At 46.5% G+C, this 18766-nt stretch carries 17 protein-coding genes; 9 read left to right on the plus strand and 8 right to left on the minus strand.

Annotated features, from left to right (window positions below; translation table 11 throughout):
* The first annotated feature begins 14 nt into the window (after nt 1–14).
* Together DXN04_RS20325 and DXN04_RS20330 are read left to right on the plus strand one after the other, a co-directional pair.
* Nucleotides 15–746: an SDR family oxidoreductase gene (locus tag DXN04_RS20325; protein ID WP_116855221.1), complete on the plus strand. Its 732-nt coding sequence runs from the start codon at nt 15–17 to the stop codon at nt 744–746.
* Nucleotides 746–1336 (plus strand): HAD-IB family hydrolase, encoded by a 591-nt coding sequence (locus tag DXN04_RS20330; protein ID WP_158569090.1) that lies wholly within the window; start codon nt 746–748, stop codon nt 1334–1336. Before DXN04_RS20325 ends, DXN04_RS20330 begins: the two co-directional genes overlap by 1 nt.
* A gap of 98 nt (nt 1337–1434) precedes the next feature.
* Here the strand turns inward: DXN04_RS20330 and DXN04_RS20335 are convergent, their stop codons facing one another.
* From DXN04_RS20335 to DXN04_RS20345, 3 genes are all read right to left on the minus strand, one after another.
* Nucleotides 1435–3876 carry an ABC transporter permease gene (locus tag DXN04_RS20335; RefSeq protein WP_116855222.1) on the minus strand — a complete coding sequence of 814 codons (2442 nt, stop codon included), beginning with the start codon at nt 3874–3876 and terminating at the stop codon, nt 1435–1437.
* A 190-nt stretch (nt 3877–4066) separates the two neighbouring features.
* Nucleotides 4067–4834: an acyl-CoA desaturase gene (locus tag DXN04_RS20340; RefSeq protein WP_116855223.1), complete on the minus strand. Its 768-nt coding sequence runs from the start codon at nt 4832–4834 to the stop codon at nt 4067–4069.
* A 134-nt stretch (nt 4835–4968) separates the two neighbouring features.
* Nucleotides 4969–6573 (minus strand): ABC transporter substrate-binding protein, encoded by a 1605-nt coding sequence (locus tag DXN04_RS20345; protein WP_116855224.1) that lies wholly within the window; start codon nt 6571–6573, stop codon nt 4969–4971.
* A 45-nt stretch (nt 6574–6618) separates the two neighbouring features.
* Here DXN04_RS20345 and DXN04_RS20350 point away from each other — a divergent pair, with 45 nt between their 5' ends.
* Nucleotides 6619–8253, plus strand: a complete 1635-nt coding sequence (locus DXN04_RS20350) for a M1 family metallopeptidase (RefSeq protein ID WP_116855225.1) — start codon at nt 6619–6621, stop codon at nt 8251–8253.
* Between the two features lie 110 nt (nt 8254–8363).
* Here DXN04_RS20350 and DXN04_RS20355 read toward each other — a convergent pair whose 3' ends face one another.
* Nucleotides 8364–9029 (minus strand): NADPH-dependent F420 reductase, encoded by a 666-nt coding sequence (locus tag DXN04_RS20355; protein ID WP_116855226.1) that lies wholly within the window; start codon nt 9027–9029, stop codon nt 8364–8366.
* Between the two features lie 227 nt (nt 9030–9256).
* Nucleotides 9257–9997: a menaquinone biosynthetic enzyme MqnA/MqnD family protein gene (locus DXN04_RS20360; protein WP_116855227.1), complete on the minus strand. Its 741-nt coding sequence runs from the start codon at nt 9995–9997 to the stop codon at nt 9257–9259.
* 94 nt (nt 9998–10091) lie between these two features.
* On the opposite strand from DXN04_RS20360, the gene purB reads away from it, so the two are divergent.
* Nucleotides 10092–11429: an adenylosuccinate lyase gene (gene purB, locus DXN04_RS20365; protein ID WP_116855228.1), complete on the plus strand. Its 1338-nt coding sequence runs from the start codon at nt 10092–10094 to the stop codon at nt 11427–11429.
* Between the two features lie 88 nt (nt 11430–11517).
* On the opposite strand, the gene DXN04_RS20370 is transcribed toward purB, so the two are convergent.
* Nucleotides 11518–11874 carry a YraN family protein gene (locus DXN04_RS20370; protein ID WP_116855229.1) on the minus strand — a complete coding sequence of 119 codons (357 nt, stop codon included), beginning with the start codon at nt 11872–11874 and terminating at the stop codon, nt 11518–11520.
* Between the two features lie 85 nt (nt 11875–11959).
* Here DXN04_RS20370 and manA point away from each other — a divergent pair, with 85 nt between their 5' ends.
* Together manA and DXN04_RS20380 are read left to right on the plus strand one after the other, a co-directional pair.
* A complete protein-coding gene (manA, locus tag DXN04_RS20375; protein ID WP_116855230.1) occupies nt 11960–13177 on the plus strand; it encodes a mannose-6-phosphate isomerase, class I in 1218 nt (405 codons plus the stop codon).
* A gap of 89 nt (nt 13178–13266) precedes the next feature.
* Nucleotides 13267–13860, plus strand: a complete 594-nt coding sequence (locus tag DXN04_RS20380; protein ID WP_116855231.1) for a SoxR reducing system RseC family protein — start codon at nt 13267–13269, stop codon at nt 13858–13860.
* Between the two features lie 132 nt (nt 13861–13992).
* Here DXN04_RS20380 and lepA read toward each other — a convergent pair whose 3' ends face one another.
* The gene (gene lepA, locus DXN04_RS20385) at nt 13993–15783 is read right to left on the minus strand and encodes a translation elongation factor 4 (protein ID WP_116855232.1); all 1791 of its coding nucleotides are present in this window, start codon (nt 15781–15783) and stop codon (nt 13993–13995) included.
* A 132-nt stretch (nt 15784–15915) separates the two neighbouring features.
* Between lepA and DXN04_RS20390 the strand changes: the two genes are divergently transcribed.
* The 3 genes from DXN04_RS20390 (at nt 15916) to DXN04_RS20400 (ending at nt 18323) form a co-directional block, all read left to right on the plus strand.
* Nucleotides 15916–16173, plus strand: coding sequence for an acyl-CoA-binding protein (locus DXN04_RS20390; RefSeq protein ID WP_116855233.1), 258 nt, complete (start codon nt 15916–15918; stop codon nt 16171–16173).
* A gap of 105 nt (nt 16174–16278) precedes the next feature.
* On the plus strand, nt 16279–17511 hold the full coding sequence (rocD, locus tag DXN04_RS20395; RefSeq protein WP_116855234.1) for an ornithine--oxo-acid transaminase: 1233 nt from the start codon (nt 16279–16281) through the stop codon (nt 17509–17511).
* Between the two features lie 167 nt (nt 17512–17678).
* Nucleotides 17679–18323, plus strand: a complete 645-nt coding sequence (locus DXN04_RS20400) for a VIT1/CCC1 transporter family protein (protein ID WP_158569091.1) — start codon at nt 17679–17681, stop codon at nt 18321–18323.
* 41 nt (nt 18324–18364) lie between these two features.
* Here the strand turns inward: DXN04_RS20400 and DXN04_RS20405 are convergent, their stop codons facing one another.
* Nucleotides 18365–18763, minus strand: a complete 399-nt coding sequence (locus tag DXN04_RS20405; RefSeq protein WP_116855236.1) for a hypothetical protein — start codon at nt 18761–18763, stop codon at nt 18365–18367.
* Nucleotides 18764–18766 lie beyond the last annotated feature (3 nt).

Consider the following 18766-nt stretch of genomic DNA (forward strand, 5'->3'; position numbering starts at 1 on the left):
ACCGAACTTATAATATGCCTACTGCACTCATACTGGGCGCGGGATCTGATATAGCTGTGGCTATAGCCAGACACTTTGCCGGCGAAAAATACGATATTCAGCTGGCCGCCCGGAAAGTCGATTCCCTCTACCCCTTACAACAGGATCTGCAAATTCGTAATCAGGTCAAAGTAGAAAGCTTTGCATTTGATGCGACAGATTTCGATAGTCATGCTGCTTTTTATGCGGGGCTACCCGTAAAACCGGATATCACGATCTGTGTGTTTGGTTACCTTGGCGAGCAGGAAAAGGCCCAGGCTAACTGGTCAGAAGCTGCCCGTATCATTCATACCAATTACACCGGTGCGGTGTCCATCCTTAACATAGTGGCGGAAGATTATGCTGCAAAGGGGGCGGGTACCATCGTGGGTATCAGCTCTGTAGCCGGTGAACGTGGCCGCCAGAGTAATTATATCTATGGTAGTGCCAAAGCAGGTTTTACGGCTTACCTGAGTGGATTGCGGAATCGTCTCTTTCACAAAGGCGTGCATGTGCTGAGTGTGCAACCTGGATTTGTGTATACCCGCATGACAGAGCACCTGAAACTACCGGCACTGCTCACCGCACAACCACAACAAGTAGCGAAGGATGTATATAAGGCCACAGTTAAAAAGAAGAATACGCTTTATACCAAATGGTGCTGGAAGTATATCATGCTCATCATCAAATCGATACCGGAAGGCATTTTCAAAAAACTAAAACTATAATGAGGCCCTCGATCGCGTTTTTTGATTTTGATGGAACGATTACTACAAAAGATACACTGTTTGAGATCATCAGGTATCACAAAGGGAGTAGTGGTCTGTATGTAGGCCTGGTCCTGCTCTCCCCTGCCCTGGTGGCTTTTAAGCTGAAGCTGATTTCGACACAACGAATGAAGGAGATCGTATTCAGGTATTTCTTTGGCGGCACATCGGCAGAAGCTTTCAGGAATAAGTGTGCAGCATTTTGTGCGGATCACTTACCGGGCCTGGTGAAGGAGAATGCGCTGCAGGCGATAAAGCAGCATGTGGCCAAAGGACACCAGGTCGCAGTAGTGACAGCTTCGGCGGAGGACTGGGTGGAACCCTGGTGTACGAGCCTGGGAATTGTATGCATAGGCACCCGTTTAGAGGTACGCAATGCATTGATTACCGGCAGGATTCAGGGCTTGAATTGTAATGGTCCTGAAAAGGTGGAACGGATAAGGCAGACGTTTGATTTAAGTGGGTATGAGGATGTATATGCTTATGGCGATACGAGTGGAGATAAGCCGATGTTGGGGATCGCGAAGTTTGGGTATTATAGAAAGTTCTAAGATTTTAAAAGGTTGTATCAAAAGTAATTTCCAGTATTAAATGGAAAGAATTTTGCTGAATGAAATTCTATTACTTTTGATACAACCTCTCTTTTTGACTATTCACTTCTCAGACTTTTGATCGGGTTGGCCAGGGCAGCTTTGACGGCCTTATACCCCACCGTTACCCACGCGATCAAAACAGACAGAACGATAGCCAGGACAAAGATACCCCAGCCTGGCTCAATATGATAGTAATAACCCTGTAACCATTGTTTCATTAAATAATAACCTAATGGCCCTGCCACCAGGAATGCAACTGCAATTAAGATGGTGAATTCCTTTGAAAATAAGTACAATATGCTTTGCACAGAGGCCCCCAAAACTTTCCTGATACCCACTTCCTTATTCTTTTGCACAGCCATGAAAGAGACCAAACCATAAAGTCCCAGGCATGAAATAAGGATGGCCAGGAAGGCGAAAACTTTGAAGAGTTGTTCGACAAGGGCGGCTGTCTGGTAAAAACGCGCGATTTCATCGTCCAGGAAAGTGTAATCATATAGATAAGTAGGATACACCTCTGTAAAGGTCTTTTTGACTAAATCAGCGGTGGCCAACATGTGCTGTGGTTCCATTCTCACGGCGATGGTATAAAAGTCATTGTAACCGGAGGTGATGACGGAGGGCCAGATCTGTTCATCCAGTGGATTGTTATGATAGTCTTTGAGTACACCGACAACAGGCACCTTTTTACCATCATCTATGGTGACCATCTTACCAATAATCTCTTCATTTGATTTCAGGCCCAGTTTCTTCACCAGGGTCTCATTTACAAGGGCTTCGCGAATGCTATCTGTAGGGAACATAAACCTGCCTGCCGCCAGCTGCAGATCGAAGGTTTTGTAATACGACGAGTCACCCTTAACCCGTTTGACGCTATAGGTTTCCTTTTCAGTCCGGGTATCATACTGAATGCTTGTATAATAACCAGACCGGGAAGTGGGCGGACCGCTGCAAAGAGTAACGGCACTTACACCGGGTAAGGCGGCAAAGCGGCTTTCGAGGTAATGATATTTTGTTTTAAGCAGACTATCGCTGGGCAGGTCGATCAGCAATACAGCGTCTTTCTGAAATCCCATGGACTGGTTCCGGAAGAACTGCATTTGTTTTACGACGACCAATGTGCCGATTACCAGGAGCTGGGCGATGACGAACTGGAAGATCACCAATCCTCTCCGCAGGGAGACTCCCCCTTTTTGCCGGGCATTGATCCTGCTTTTCAGGGCAAGAACGGGGTTGAAGCCGGACAATACTAAACCGGGATAGAAACCAGCGAGGAAGGTGACGATAATACCAGTAAGCAGCAGGAACAGGAGGATCACCGGGATCTCTGATCCATGTAAAGTGATTGGTTTTCCCAGGATCTGTGCCAGGTAGGGCATGGCAGCTATAGCCATAAGGGTGCCTATGAGCAATGCGAGGATGGTAATGACACCCGTTTCCTGCAGAAATTGTCTCAGCAATTGCAGGCGATCGCTTCCCAATGCTTTACGTACGCCTATTTCTTTTGCACGGTTCACTGACTGGGCGGTGGCAAGATTGATGAAATTAATACAGGCGACCAGGAGCAGGAAGATCCCGATCAGACCAAGCGCCCACAGTTCCCGGGGAGCAAGCCGGTTAGTGTATGGCAGGTCAAACTCCGGATCCAGGTGCATAGCAGCGAGTGGCTGCAGACTGAGTTGGGTATAGGTATATTGATGCCGTTCTTTTTGACGGTAGTGTGTGCTGACGAAACGGGGAAACCGGGCTTCGATGCTTTTAGGATCGGTACCAGGTTTTAATACAACAAAGCATTGAGACCCTCCGGACCTGTCTTCCCAGTTGTTCGCAAAGCGATCGCGGGTATCTCCTAATCCCATGACGGTTTCGAAGGAGGCGGCAAGTTGCAGGGGGATGTCGGTATTTTTAGCCAGGTCTTTAAATACACCGGTTATTCTCAGGGGTACCCTGTACGACCATAACTGGATGGTTCTGCCCATGGCTGCCTGGGCACTGCCAAAATATGCTTTTGCACGGCTTTCGCTGATGACGGCCACGTTGGGCATTTTCATTTCGGCGGCGTTGCCAAGCACCCATTTTATATCGAAGATATCGAAGAGCTGGGGTTCGACAAAGAACTGGCCGATGTTACTTTCTTTTACCCGCTTTTCCTCTCCCCCGTCTTTGTTGGGAATGTAGATTTGCGCCCCACCGATGTCCTGCATTCTGCCAACGGTTTCCATGGCAGGAAATTCCTGCCTGAGGGCATCGGGAAGTGGATGAACGACCATGGTATGTCTCCAGGAGACTTCGTTATTGCTAAAGTTTCGTTCGGTGCTCACAACACGGTAGATGCGGTTCCTTTTAGTCTGGTAGCTATCATAGCTCATCTCATTGCGGATCACGAGGAAGATCAGCAAACTGGCACCGATACCAATGGCCAGTCCGAAGATATTGAGGAGGGAGAACGACTTCTTTGCCCAGAGTGCCCGAAAGGAAAGTTTGAGATGAGTGTTCATAATATTGGAATATAGGGAATGATGAACACAAAAAGCAGGTCAAAAATGGGAAAAGCTGTTAATCAATGGTTTAGTTGTAAATAATGGGATGGATTTGTTCGCTTATGAATCAGCCGGTGTTCGCTATTGAACAAAACAAGGACGCTTTTGCCTATGGCAAAAGCGTCCTTGTTATAATGATTTAAGCTATTTAAGCGGCAGCTTTCATACTCACCACTTTTGCTTCTTTCGGTTTTATCTTAATAATCCCCACCCAATGCATCAGCCTCATAACCGGATAAGTTGGATCCAGCTCAAACCATTTCTTAGCGAAGTTCGGACTATCCTTAAACTTATGGTGGTTATTCTGGAACAACTCACCTAACAGCAATATTCCCCAGGGAGAAGTATTCCTTGAATGATCGCCGTTATCAAAACTATGATAACCATATTTATGACCACACCAGTTCACTACAGCACCCTGAACAGGCCCCATCAGGAAGTGAATGGGCAGCAATAAATACCACCAGAAGCTGGGTGCAAACGCTACATAATAGCCAATATAGATCCCCATCCAAACAAGGCGGGTAATATTATGATCACCGAATTTATCCATCGCATTCCACACAGGCAACGGATCTTTGGTAAACTCTTCAGCAGCTACACGCTTCCCGTTCAGGAAGTCATTATACATTTTACGTGTATGAACCATCATAGACCATACATCCTTGAAGAAGTGTGGTGAATGCGGATCTTCCTCTGTATCACTAAACTCGTGGTGCATTCTGTGCATCACGCCATACGCACGGGGTACCAGGTAAGAACTTCCCTGGAAGAACCAGGTGGAGAAGTAAAATACTTTTTCCCAGAATTTGTTTGTCGTATACATCTGATGGGATGCATACCTGTGCAAAAAGAAGGTGTGGAAGAAAAGCGACAGGAACCAGTGCGCGAAGAAAAATATCAATATCGCTGTCATTAACTCTTTTTAAATTTTGATAAATAAGTGGGCGAAGATAATCTAATTACCATCATTAAATACATCAGAACCATTGAGATAGTTCACAATAAGCGAATTCCGGCCATAGGTATAGTGCAATAAAATGTTAAAGTTTATTGTACTATCTTCACTTTGCGCAATTCCAGCAGGTTCAGCCCGTTATTCTCCATCCCCTTTACATTTGGCTGAATCAGGTGAATGACCTCGTCATAAAACAATGGCACAACGGGCGCATCCGCTACAATCATCCGGTCCATCTGGTTATAAAGGCTATATCGTATACTGTCATTATTCTCCTGTAAAGCGGCTTCGTAGAGTTGATCGTAAGCAGGATTCCTGTAGCGGGTGTAATTGGGCGGTGCCGGGTTCTTGCTGTAGAATACGGCCAGGTAATTTTCAGCATCGGCATAGTCACCCATCCAGCTACCCCTGAAGAAGATGGCATCGGACTTGGCGGTTTGTTCCAGCAGCAGGGCTTTTTGTAAAACTTCTACCTGTACGGTAATGCCTATTTGCTGGAGTTGGTTCGCGGCATAATTGGCATAGTCCTCATAAATAGGAATAGACAAGAGTTTTATCGGCGGCAGGCCCTTACCTTCAGGATAGCCCGCTTCTTTTAACAATTGCCTGGCTTTCGCAGGGTTATAAGAATATCCTTTTACTTTAGTTGTATCGAAAGAAGGCAGTCCGGCGGGAATAAAGCCTGCATTGGCAGGCGTACCGATACCATTGCGGAGAAAGGTGATCATCTTTGCCCGGTCAAAACCATAGTTGATGGCTAAACGGATTTTTTTGATGCGGGTAGGTGACTGGGCGATCTTAGTGCTATCGAGGAGGAAGCCGAAATATTCCACGTTTAACTGCGGTGTCTTATCCAGGATCATCTTCCCCTCCCACTCTTTTTTCAGTTCTCCTTTTTTATTCAGCACTTCGTCTTTAAAACTTGCATCGATATCGTTCATAAAATCCAGTTGTCCCTGGCGGAACAACAGGAATTCAGTCGCTTTGTTATCGAGGAAACTAACTTTCACGGCATCTAAATAAGGTAATCCTTTTTCGAAATAACGAGGGAACTTATGGAGCACCAGTGCCTGACCTTCTTCCCAGTAATCGAATTGAAAGGGGCCGGTGCCGCAGGGATGTTTCCTGAAATCCTTGCCATATTTCTCTACGATTTCGTGGGGAATGACAGAGCAATATTGCATACTGAGAATACCGAGTACGGGATGAAAGGGTTGTAAGAGCGTGAGCCTGAACGTAGAATCGTTGATAGCTTCAAATCCTTTATCAGGATCCACTTTACCATTGAAAATCCAGGCACCTGCAGAGGCGGTGGCGGGGTCCATAATGCGGCGTAAACTATATACCACATCGCTGGCAATCATCTTACGGCCTTTGCCACCGGGGAATACATCATTGTCATGAAAGAATACATCGGTACGGAGGTGAAAGGTATAGACCTTAGCATCGGGTGTTACCTCCCAGCTTTGTGCCAGGGAGGGCCTGATCTGCAATTGCTGATCGGGTTCCACGAGGGTATTGTAAAGTTGTTTGACCACCCAGATGATAGACTGGTTCTTCGCAAATGCGGGATCGAGAGTGGCGATACCATCGACAGCATTGTACCTGAAGACCTGCCTTTTTTCGGTTTGGCTGGATTGACAACTACTCAATCCTATTACCACGGTCCATATTATTAAAAAACGTTGTATGCTCATTAAACTGAAAATTAATATCTTTCCATTATAAAAATATCAATTTCTATGCGTGGCTTATTGTTGCTTTTAATGGTCATGGCTGCAGCCCTGTCGGCTGGAGCCCAGGAGCGGACCTTCACCCATGCGGATACACTCCGTGGTTCAATCACCCCTGCCCGGGAATGGTGGGATGTACAGAACTACGACCTCCATGTAGCCCTGAATGCCCAGGATAGTACCCTGGGAGGTTATAATACCATTACCTATTTTATTAATAAGCCGGATAGTATTATGCAGATAGATCTGCAACTGCCGATGGAAGTGGATAGTGTGATGCAGGACAAACAGAAGCTGGCCTATGAGCGTGATGGCGATGCGGTAATGGTGCGAACACTGGCACAGCAACCGAAAGGTGGTACCAAGAAAGTAACCATTTTCTTCCATGGTCGTCCTAAAGCGGCGGTGAATCCTCCCTGGGATGGTGGTATCATCTGGCGGAAAGATAAGGATGGTCGTCCGTGGATTGCAACAGCCTGTCAGGGCCTGGGAGCCAGCGTATGGTGGCCGAACAAGGATACACAGTCGGACGAGCCGAATGATATGACCATTGCCGTGACTGTGCCTAACTTCCTCGTGGATGTGTCCAATGGCCGGCTGAAAAAGAAAGTAAGTAATAAAGATGGTACGGATACATATTTCTGGTATGTGGCAAACCCGATCAATAACTATGACGTGGCGCTGAATATCGGCAACTACAAAGAGATCAAGGATACTTATAATGGTGAGGGTGGTAAACTGGACCTGAGCTATTGGGTGCTGGATTACAATGTAGATACGGCTACGATTCACTTTCAGGAAGCGAAGAAGATGCTGGCATGTTTTGAGTTCTGGTTCGGGAAATATCCTTTTTACCAGGATAGCTACAAACTGGTGGAAGCACCACACTTAGGTATGGAACACCAGAGTGCTGTGGCTTATGGTAATGGCTTTGGCTGGGGTTATAAAGGTCGTGACCTTTCCGGTACCGGCTGGGGTTTGAAGTGGGATTTTATCATTGTGCATGAAAGTGGACATGAATGGTTTGGGAATAATATTACCAGCAAAGACCTGGCGGATATGTGGATCCACGAGGCGTTTACCAACTATTCAGAGACTTTGTATACGGAGTGTGAGTTTGGCCGGCAGGCAGCGTTTGAGTATATAGTGGGCGTGCGCCAGAACATCCGGAATGATATACCGATTATAGCACCTTATGGTGTGAATGCGGAAGGTAGTGGCGATATGTATTATAAAGGAGGGAATATGATCCATACCATCCGGCAGATCATTAACAATGACAATGTATTCAGGGAAGTGTTGAGAGGAATGAACCAGACCTTCTGGCACCAGACGGTGACGACTAAGGATATCCTGGATTACCTGAATTACATGACACAGATGAATTTTAAGAAGGTGTTTGAACAGTACCTGACGCGGACGACAATCCCTACGCTGGAGTATCATTTCAACGGGAATGAATTGCAGTTCAGGTGGGTGACGGATGTGGAGAACTTCGATATGCCGGTGAAGGTGACATTGAATGATAGGGGGTATACGTTTATATATCCAGGCAAACACTGGCAGTCAACGCAGTTTACGCTGACAAATAAAAAGGATTTTAAGGTGGATCCCAATTTTTATATACACGTCAAACAAATCTAAACCGCTTTATGAAGGGCCTTTCTGAGTTTCAGGAAGGCCTTTTTGTTTGGGTTTGTTCTGGGGGTTTTAATATGATTTACAGTATGGAAACTGTTTGTATCTTGTTTTAATTAAGACGGCTTCTTCACCAGTCTGAACCCATGTTGCCAGGTCCCTGTCCTGAACCCATATGCATACCACAGGATACTCAGCGGCTCGATATTCCTGCTCATTTCAATACTTCCCATATCCACAATATCAATCCATCCCATTTGCTGCAACAATTCCGTCACCGTTGCCTTCGCCTGCCGTTTATTTCCACAGATAAACATGGTCGGTGCATCCTGTTCATGCTGCGGCCTGAACATAGATTCATGCCCGATACAGCTCAGGGCCTTTACCACATGCGCATCCGGCGGCAACCAGGCCTGCAGCTGCTCGCCTGCTGAATTGGTATGGCCAATTGAAAAGCTCAGTCTCCCCTGCTGGTCAGGTCCTTTCCCATCCAGTGGATTCGTGACATCGACAACAACTTTATTTTTGAAATTCCAAAGGCCGGCGGCCTCAATTGCTTTTTGGGTACCTGCCCAGCTGGTACAGATGACCAGTAACTCTCCCTGAGCGGCTGCCTCCCGGAAAGGAGCAGCAGTAACGTGGCCACCTATTTTGCGTATCCATTGTTGCAGAGACTCTTTGGCCGGGTTACGGGTGCCAAGGATCACTTCATGTCCTGCCCTGACAAGGCCTTCACTTAGCGTAAGGCCGACGGGGCCGCTGCCCAGGATACCTATTTTCATGCTTCCGTGATTAGTGGGTAACTAATTTAATGAAAATAATTGGCTCTCCTTCTAAAATTTGGATTTCTGTCCGGCCGCAGGGCCTCATCAAAATAAAAGAGCTTGTACCAAAAGTAATTTGATGGAATTAGAATTTTATTTTAAAATTCCCTCCCACAGGCATCCGGATTAAATGTCCGGAATTTACTTTTGCTACAAGCTCTTTTACTATATTATTAATACGTCTTTTACTGTTGCAAATACCAAAGGAACTTATTCAGACCCTGCTTTTTAGAAGGGGTCAAAGGATAGCTCAGGTTCTTTACATAATAAGTGGTCAGGTCATACTCCCCGTAAGGATTCTCCGCCACTACCGCCGGGATATTATTGATCCCGATTCCGTTTGCATTATTAAACTGCTGGATGAACTCAACCGGCAAAGGTTTATTACTAATCCAGGCCGCAAATACCATCGGCAGACTTGTATACCTGATCCAATGTTCTGCCAGGTCATAAATATAAGGAGACACCTTACGCTGCAAAAACGCCCTGTCCCCGATCACTAACCCGGCATCGGTGCCTTTGATATTCCCTTCATAATCACCTGTAGTAGGAATAAACTCCACATCCAGTTTCCAGTAATCCTTCACCAGCAATTTCAACAGCGCTACTGAAGACCGGCTCTGGTAATCCAGATAGATCCGTTTAATGTCGTGCAAAGGGACATCAGAAAAGAGGCAAACTGACGCAACCGGCCCCTCAGCCCCAATACAATAATCTGAAATAATGTGGTACTCTTTCATCTTCGGTATCACTGCCACCGGCACAAGTGCTACGTCAACAATCCCGTCTATCAGCTGCTGGCCTATCTTAGCCGGATAATCCACACTCAGCTCCATCATGTCCATCACCGGATGATTCCTAAATCCAAATAATAATGGCTTGGTATTCAAATAACTTACTGCCGCTACTTTTACTTTCCGTTCCAATTTCAGTAATTTTGCCGGCTAAATTAGCACATTTTAGCTATATGTATCCTGAAATGGGTGAAAACCACCCATTACTAAACAATAAAATTTTAGTATGCAATTACAATCATTGACCGCCATTTCCCCGCTGGATGGGCGTTATCGCAAACAACTGGAAGAACTGGCCCCTTATTTTTCTGAATTTGCACTGATCCGCTACCGTGTACTGGTAGAGATTGAATACTTCATCGCCCTTTCTGAGCAGAAGCTTTTCAGCCTCCCCAAAAACCAGGTACCTGCACTGCGTAAGATCTATCAGGAATTTACGGTAGAAAATGCCCAGCTGATCAAGGATACGGAGAAGGTGACCAATCATGATGTAAAAGCTGTAGAATACTTCGTTAAAAACGAACTGAAAGGCTTAGGCCTGGAAGATAAACTGGAGTGGGTACACTTTGGCCTCACTTCACAGGACGTAAATAATACCGCCACTCCACTATTCTGGAAAGAAGCAGTAGAGCACGTATATATGCCTGCTATCGCCAACCTGATCCTGGGCCTGAAGAAATTCGGCAAACAATGGATGAAGATCCCAATGCTGGCCCGTACCCATGGTCAGCCAGCGTCTCCAACCATCTTGGGCAAGGAGATCCTGGTCTTTGCCGAAAGACTGGAAGGCCAGGTGAAACTGCTCGGCGATATTCCTTTCGCGGCTAAATTCGGGGGTGCTACGGGCAATTTCAACGCACACCACGTGGCCTTCCCTAAGATCAACTGGGAGAAATTTGGCGATAAGTTCGTGAACAACACCCTGGGCTTACAGCGTATGAAATATACTACCCAGATTGAACATTACGACAACATTGCTGCGCAATTCGATACCTTAAAACGTATCAATACTATCCTGATAGATTTCAGCCGCGATATCTGGCAGTATATCTCCATGGATTATTTCAAACAAAAGATCAAGGCAAACGAAGTAGGTTCTTCTGCCATGCCGCATAAGGTGAACCCTATTGATTTCGAAAATGCGGAAGGTAACTTTGGTCTGGCAAATGCGCTGTTTGAGCACCTGAGTGCGAAACTGCCTATTTCCCGCTTACAGCGCGATCTCACTGATTCTACTGTTTTAAGGAACGTAGGTGTGCCCTTCAGCCATTCTATCCTTGCCCTGAAATCCCTGGCAAAAGGAATGGATAAACTGATCCTGAACGAGGCGAAACTGCATGATGACCTGGAAAATAACTGGGCGGTGGTAGCGGAAGCGATTCAGACAGTGCTGCGCAGGGAGAATTTCCCGCAGCCTTATGAGGCACTGAAAGCGTTGACACGTGGTGGAGATCAGATTACGCAGAAGACAATGCATAAGTTTATTGACGGGTTGAAAATAAGTGCAAGCCTGAAAAAAGAATTGAAGGCAATCACACCACATAATTATACGGGTATCTGGTAATAGGTACGGCAATTCCAGCCGGCCCCAGGCCACACCGCCAGCCCCCGGTTTTCTTTTGCCAAAGGCAAAAAAAACCGGGGGCTCTCTTTTAAAAGCAATCTTCAAAATGCACCAACTCATGACTCCCATCCTCCCTAAACGTTATTGAAACAATATCAAACCGTATTCGTTTAGGCAAGACCTTCATCGTATTCATATACCCCTCCGCCACCGCCCGTATCCGCCTGATCTTCCCCACCGTCACATTCTTCTCCGGATACCCCCACACATCAGTCGCCAGCGTCTTCACCTCCACAAAAACCAAACACTGATCTTTACTCACGATCAGATCAATCTCCTTCCGCCCCAACTTCCAGTTGGCACACAAAATGATATATTCCTGTGCTGAAAAATGCGCCCTCGCAATTTCCTCGCCCTTTTTACCTAAATCAAGGTGGGTTAACATTGGATATTGATTAATTTTTAACTTCCTTTGAGGAAATTTTTCAGGTTCACTGTTATTGAAAATAAACAATTATAACGCATAACGTATGAGTGAGAAGAAACTATTCAGACTGGAAGGTAAGGTTCAAAATTATGCATGGGGTGGTTATCATTATATCCCGGCACTCCTGGGCATCCCCGAAACAAAGAATCCCAGTGCGGAATACTGGATGGGAGCACACCAAAGCGCCCCTTCCAAAATAGACATGGATGGCCAGGCCACAGCACTCGACCAACTGATCAAAGCTAATCCTGCCGCGGCCCTGGGCCAGAAAGTGTGGGACCGGTTCGGAGAACTGCCTTTCCTGTTCAAGATCCTCGACGTAAAAGACATGTTGTCCATCCAGGTGCACCCTACCAAAGTAGAAGCTGAAAAAGGATTTGCCCGCGAAAATGAAGCTGGTATTCCGTTGAATGCATCGCACCGTAACTATAAAGATGCCAATCACAAGCCTGAAATCATGGTAGCCCTCAGCGAATTCTGGCTGCTCCATGGTTTCCTGCCTGAAGATAAACTGAAGAAAGTACTCACCACCGTTCCTGAATTTGCCAGCCTGGCACCTATCTTCGAAAAAGACGGTTACTATGGCCTGTACAAAGCTGTCATGGAGCTGCCACAGGAAGAAGTGAATAAGTTCCTGCGCCCGCTGGCAGAAAGAGTTTTGCCTGCTTACCAGGCGGGTACCCTGCACAAGTCAGATCCTGCTTTCTGGACAGGCCGGGCCATTGCGAATGACCCACAGGGTCTTGACAGACTGGATAGAGGGATCTTCTCCATTTACTTCTTTAATATCATGGAAGTACATGAAGGCGAAGCCGTATTCCAGGATGCAGGTATTCCTCACGCATACCTGGAAGGCCAGAATGTGGAACTGATGGCCAATTCAGACAATGTGCTGCGTGGTGGCCTGACACCTAAGCATATCGATGTACCTGAATTGCTGAAACATACCCGTTTCGAAGCTGTACATCCGAAAATTCTGAAAGGGGATGCAGTAAAAGGTGGCCTGGAAAGCATCTATGCTTCACCAGCGCCTGATTTCGTCGTAAGCCGTATCGAGTTGAAAGCGGGTCAGAAATATGAGCATACCAGCACATCCACCGAGATCCTGCTGGTGCTCCAGGGCTCAGCAACGGTAACTGGCGAAGGTGGTGTGAACCTGCCGGTGCTGAAAGGTCAGTCTGTCGTAGCACTGTACGAGGCGACTTACCAGATCGAGTCTAAAGACGGCGTAGTGATTTATAAGGCAGGAGTTCCGGCATAATTTCATTAATTTACTGAAAAATCGCTTCCACCTTTGGTAGAAGCGATTTTTTCGCTTTTTCCCTATCTTTGTACAAATAAACTGATCAAATGAAGAAGGATACCCGTGAAAATATAATGATTGCCGTACTGATCTTCCTGGCTATCATCAGCCGTGTCATCACCAACAACCTCCAGTTATGGAACTTTAACGCTATTGGCGCTTCTGCCCTCTTTGGTGGTATGATGATCCGGAACAAACGCCTGGCTTATCTGTTACCCATCCTTACCCTTTTTCTGAGTGATCTGTTCCTCCAGTTCTTTACCAATGTACAGGTCTTCTATGGTGCTTACATTGGTCAGCTGTTCTTTGTATATGGTGCCTTCCTCTTCATTACCTGGATCGCTACCCGTATTAAGAAAGCAGATGCACTGACTATCCTGATCGCCAGCATTGGTACAGGTGTGACATTCTTTTTAATTACCAACCTCGGTACTTTCCTCACCACAAATATGTATCCTCATACCTTCAGTGGTCTGATCGCCTGCTATGCAGCCGGTATTCCATTCTTCAAACAGGGAGACCTGTTTAGCAGCTTTGCACTGAATGGTATTCTTGGAAACATTTTCTTTAGTGCGGTACTGTTTGGTGCGTGGGAACTGATCAGGCAGATTTCTTTCCATCCGAAGAAACAGTTAGCTTAATCGCAAAAGATATTTCAAAAAGCCGGTCGCATTAATGCGACCGGCTTTTTTTATGCCCTTATAAATAAATAGGCTGTGTTGCAACAACACAGCCTACTAAATTTTTATACCCAATTTTAAAGCAGCCCAACACTACTCGTCCAGCTTCAGCACCGCCAGGAATGCTTCCTGTGGTACTTCCACATTTCCGATCTGTCTCATTCTCTTCTTACCTTCCTTCTGCTTCTCCAACAATTTACGCTTACGGGAAATATCACCACCATAACACTTCGCGGTCACATCCTTACGCATGGCACTAATCGTTTCACGCGCCAGGATCTTCGCCCCAATAGCTGCCTGAATCGCAATCATAAACTGCTGGCGTGGCAGCAATTCTCTCAGCTTTTCGCACAACTTACGACCAAAGTCCTGCGCACGGCTACGGTGAATCAGCGCACTCAATGCATCCACCTTATCACCATTCAACAGGATATCCATCTTCGCGATATCAGAATCTCTCATACCGATCGGGGAATAGTCGAATGATGCGTAACCACGGGTCTGGCTCTTCAGTTTATCATAGAAGTCAAACACGATTTCTGTCAATGGCATTTCGAAGATCAGCTCCACACGGGTCGGTGTCAGGTAACTCTGGTTAATGAGGAGACCTCTCTTACCCAGGCAGAGGGTCATAATATTGCCGATATAATCTGGTTTGGTAATGATCTGTGCACGGATCCATGGCTCTTCAATTCGTTCGATACGGCTTGGATCAGGCATTTCGGAAGGGTTGTTTACCTGGATCACTTCCTTACGGGTTGTATAAGCTATAAAGCTTACGTTCGGCACAGTAGTAATCACCGTCTGGTTAAACTCCCTTTCCAGTCTTTCCTGGATGATCTCCATGTGCAGCATGCCCAGGAATCCGCATCGGAAACCGAAGCCCAAAGCCTGGGAAGTTTCCAGTTCGAAAGTCAGGGAAGCATCATTCAGCTGGAGTTTTTCCATACAGTCACGCAGCTCTTCGAAGTCTTCGGTGTTTACCGGGAAGATACCGGCAAATACCATTGGCTTTACCTCTTCGAAACCTTTGATCGCTTCCAGGGAAGGGTTGGCCATGCTGGTGATAGTATCACCTACCTTTACCTCTTTGGCGTTCTTGATACCAGTGATGATGTAACCAACATCTCCGGTTTTCACTTCCTTCTGAGGTGAAAGGCCCAGTTTCAGTACACCTACCTCATCGGCAAAGTATTCCTGACCGGTATTTACAAAACGGATTTTCTCACCTTTTTTAATGGTGCCGTTATAAATTCTGTAATAGGCGATGATCCCGCGGAAGGAGTTGAACACGCTATCGAAGATCAGCGCCTGTAGGGGAGCTTCCGGTTCGCCTGTTGGAGCCGGAATACGGTTGACGATGGCCTCCAGGATCTCTTCGATCCCGATACCGGACTTACCGGAAGCCAGGAGAATTTCTTCTTCCTTACAGCCGATCAGTTCGATGATCTGGTCCTTTACTTCAGGGATCATAGCCCCTTCCATATCGATTTTATTGATAACCGGGATGATTTCCAGGTCGTTTTCCAGTGCCAGGTACAGGTTGGAAATAGTCTGGGCCTGAATACCCTGGGCAGCGTCTACGAGCAATAGAGCGCCTTCACAGGCTGCCAGTGCGCGGGATACTTCATAGGAGAAGTCCACGTGACCGGGGGTATCAATGAGGTTAAATACATATTGCTGTCCATTGGACGTATAGTTCATCTGGATGGCATGGCTCTTAATGGTAATACCCTTTTCTCTTTCGAGATCCATATCATCCAGGACCTGCGCCTGCATATCCCTTTCGGAAATGGTCTTGGTATGCTCTAATAGCCTGTCGGCCAATGTACTTTTACCGTGGTCAATGTGCGCAATGATGCAAAAATTCCTGATATTCTTCATATATGCTTATAAAACAAGACGTTTCTTCCGCCCCGCGTCAAGCCGCAAAGGTATTTAAATTTTGCTATTCCTGAATATGTCGGACCCGGGTATTTCATACTATTTTGGCTATATTTAATACAAACTTATAAAATGGACCTCAAAACACAATTTGAAACAGCCGTTGCCGACAGCAAAACCTTGTCTGAAAAGCCCTCTAATGAAATCTTATTAAAATTATATTCATTATATAAACAGGCCACGGAGGGAGATAATACGGCTGAGCCACCTGCCAACCCCTTTGATTTTGTGGCGAAGGCCAAGTACCAGGCATGGGAGGAACTGAAAGGGAAGTCTTCGGATGCTGCCATGGAAGAATACATCCGGTTAGTCACCTCATTGAAAAATTAAAAGCCGGCCGCAGGCCGGTACATTCCATGAAAAAATCGCTTCTGCCATAGGCGGACGCGACTTTTTTTCGCCATCCCTTCGCTTTTAACCGTACTTTTGTACTGTATGTTACAATCATTCAAGATAAGTGAAAAGACCCGGCATTACCTGGATCTGGAAGAACAATACGGCGCACACAATTATCACCCCCTCCCGGTCGTACTGGATCGTGGCGAAGGTGTATTCCTCTACGATGTAGACGGTAAAAGATATTACGATTTCCTTTCCGGCTATTCCGCCGTCAACCAGGGTCACTGCCACCCGGTACTTGTACAGGCACTCATTGATCAGGCGCAGAAACTGACCCTGACCTCCCGTGCCTTTCACAACGACCTCCTGGGTGAATATGCAGCATTTATCACCAACTACTTTGGATTCGACAAGGTGCTCCCTGTAAATACCGGTGTGGAAGCTGTCGAAACGGCCCTGAAACTGGCCCGCCGCTGGGGATATGTCGTAAAAGGCATCCCCGAAAACAAAGCAAAGATCATCGTATGCGCCAACAATTTCCACGGCCGTACCCTGAATGTCATTTCATTCAGCACTGATCCCAGCTCCCGCACTGACTTTGGTCCCTTCATGCCCGGCTATGAAGTAATTCCTTACAATAACCTGCCTGCGTTGGAAAAAGCCCTGCAGGATCAAAACGTGGCAGGCTTCTTATTAGAACCTATCCAGGGTGAAGCCGGCGTAGTGGTACCTGATGAAGGCTACCTGGCCAAAGCCCGTCAATACTGCGAAGATGCCCAGGTGCTCTTCATTGCAGACGAAATTCAGACCGGCCTTGCACGCACCGGTAAAATGCTGGCCTGCGATCATGAAGATGTACGCCCGGATATCCTCATTCTTGGTAAAGCCCTGTCTGGCGGCCTGCTACCCGTAGCCGCCGTACTGGCGAATGATGAAATTATGCTTACCATCAAACCAGGTGAACACGGCAGTACTTATGGTGGTAACCCGCTGGCATGTAAAGTAGCCATGGCTGCCCTGACAGTGTTGCAAACAGAGAAAATGGCAGAAAATGCCGCAGCTATGGGGGCACTCCTAAGACAGGAACTGGCCGCACTGGCCTCTCCACATATTGGAACAATCCGGGGAAAAGGACTCCTCAACGCTATTGTCATCAATCATCCCAATCCGGAAGCTGCCTGGGATCTGTGCCTGGCGCTGAAAGAGAATGGCCTGCTCGCGAAACCAACGCATGGCGACAAAATCAGGTTTGCGCCACCTTTGCTGATCAACGCTTCACAGGTGAAGGAAAGCGTGGAGATTATAGGGCGTAGTCTGGAGATCTTATAAACTCAGGCATGTTCCTTGAAGGCATATTTTTAAAATCGATTTTGCGGAAAACATTTCCAGGAAGGATCAGGAAGAATAAATTTCCCTGAAAGCATTTCTACCAATGTTTTTCCGCGGAATCTGATGTCATGGTATGTTCGTAAATGACTCACCAACAATTCCGCTACATGTCCGAAAATATTAAAACTATCCGCAGTACTGGTTGGAAAACAGATTTCATCATCGGTTTTCCGGAAGGACTGTTGTTACTATTTTTCACCACCTTCCTGTCCCATGATCTCGACATCACTGTACAACGGTTCTATACCATCAATACCCTGATCTGGATCATAGGGAGCGTGCTTGTAATGATCACCGCTTACTATGCCAACAAGGGCGATACCCAGCATGATGTAGGTACGCTCTCCGCCGAAGAACGCCGGAAACTCGAAGACCTGGAAATAGGCCATCACATCATCGCGGATATAGCCAGCGAAATGGAGAGAGATGCAAATGACTGGGAAAATACTTTACAGCAGGAGCAGGTGGCAGTGACCCATTTCAATCTGGGCCGTGCGCTGTTGAGTGCAGCGATTACGGGGTTCTTTTTTCTTGTAGGAGGCATATTGCCCTTACTCCCTTATTTAAAGAATGAAAACTTTTATCGGGCAGCACAGAACAGTGTTACATTCTGCTTCGTGCTCATGATCTTATTTAGTTTTATAAAGTCCAAAATGACCAATCAGCCGGCATTACCGGTGATTCTGCGGAATATCGGGTACACAGGTGCCGTTTATTTTGGTGCCTGGATCATGGCAATGATCTTCCGTTAAAAAAAAGAGCGGGTTTCTGTTAACAGAAACCCGCTCTTTTTTTAGTCCTTCTTCTCAGCTGTTTTCCCATTATTCGTAAACAACACTGAAATAAATGCGCCCAATGCCGCCACGAACGACAGGAATAAGGCAATATGCCTGTCCGGGCACTCACCCATCTCACACCTGCTGAACAGCAACAAATTCCTGAATGTCCACGCCGCCAGGAACGCTGCCAGGAAGAGATTGATCCTGGAAGGCATTTTCCCCTTCAGCACAAATAAGATCCCAATCACTACCGCAAAGAAAACATTCACCTTCCCAGGCTCACCGAAATAAGAGCCATTGGTCTGTACCCCGGTGAAAACCAGCTGTTTACTTTCTACAGTAATCCAGGGCAGGAATGCACATACAAGGACCACTACAACTGATAATAGTCCGAAAATTTTATTTTTTGCCATAAT

Source organism: Chitinophaga silvisoli (genome assembly GCF_003412465.1).
In the GTDB taxonomy this organism is placed as follows: domain Bacteria; phylum Bacteroidota; class Bacteroidia; order Chitinophagales; family Chitinophagaceae; genus Chitinophaga; species Chitinophaga silvisoli.